The organism is Streptomyces sp. NPDC048255, assembly GCF_040652415.1.
In the GTDB taxonomy this organism is placed as follows: Bacteria; Actinomycetota; Actinomycetes; order Streptomycetales; family Streptomycetaceae; genus Streptomyces.
The window spans coordinates 1-1,030 of the sequence record NZ_JBEZMA010000162.1; the positions used below are offsets into that span (position 1 = coordinate 1).

The 1,030-nt window shown below is 55.3% G+C and carries 2 protein-coding genes; both read left to right on the top strand.

Features of this window, described 5'->3' with window-relative positions; translation table 11 throughout:
* On the top strand, positions 1–421 hold a 421-nt coding region (locus AB0D94_RS37950; protein WP_362062583.1), incomplete at its 5' end, for a hypothetical protein.
* Positions 418–867, top strand: a complete 450-nt coding sequence (locus AB0D94_RS37955) for an ankyrin repeat domain-containing protein (protein WP_096379901.1) — start codon at positions 418–420, stop codon at positions 865–867. The genes AB0D94_RS37950 and AB0D94_RS37955, both read left to right, overlap by 4 nt.
* Positions 868–1,030 lie beyond the last annotated feature (163 nt).

The following is a 1,030-nucleotide window of genomic DNA, read 5'->3' on the forward strand; positions in this document are numbered from 1 at the left end:
CCACCCGGCGTTCGCGGTGACCGGCTCCGGCATCGACCGCTACGGCAATGGAACATTGCTGGGAAGCAGTCTCACCAATTACCTGCAGCGTGAGGCACCGCGCAGAAATACAAACGTGGTTGTCATCAATACGACTCCGGAGCAGGAGGCGCAGATGTTGGCGTATCTGAAGGGGACAACAGATAATCTGCCGCCGTGGTGGTTCGGTAAGATCCCCAATCCGACAGACACCTGCGCAACGCGGACCAACACGGCTCTAGAGGCGGGGGGCATGTCCGATCCCTATACCGTGGGGCCTTCTTTCCCAACCGACATTGCTGGTCAGGCGGAATTTTGGCGGCAGTCGCTCGGCGGAAGCACCGTCGCGCTGCCAAAAAACTCTACCGTGATTCCCGCCATCCTAAATCAGTTCAATCCATGAACACGAAAAAGAGTTTTTTCTTGTTATTGATCGCGGCGGCGATTGCTGGTCTTGCGTCCTGCACTTCGGGTCAGGTGAGGAACGACTTCTTTGCTGCCGTGAATTCCGGAAATCTGGATGAGATTAAAGCGATAGCAGAAGGTCATCCGGGCGTAAAGAACGCGTATTTGAACGACGGATGGACAGCTCTGACCGTTGCAGCTAGAGAGGGCAACGTGCGTGCCGTCAATCTTCTGATCGAAGAAGGGGTGGATGTCAACAAGCAGGAAGGGGGCGGGAATTCCGCTCTCTTCTGGGCGGTTTATTACGGGCATGAAGAGGTGGTTTCTGCGCTCTTGCGCCACGGAGCCCGAGTCGACAATAAGTGTGACAAATGCCAAGACCCTATCGGGGTGGCAAGAGAGAAGAAATACACCAAGATTCTAGAGCTGCTCGAAGGTAAATAGGAGCGGCCAGATCTGTTGCGGCGCGGTGGCATGAACAACATATCCGGTGCACGCGGGAGGTGAACTGCCGACGCCGGGGAAGGGTATGGGCGAGGTGAAGGTGTTTGAGCATGTGATCCTTGCATCGATCACCGTCATCTTCTTGTATTTCGGAGGTTATCTG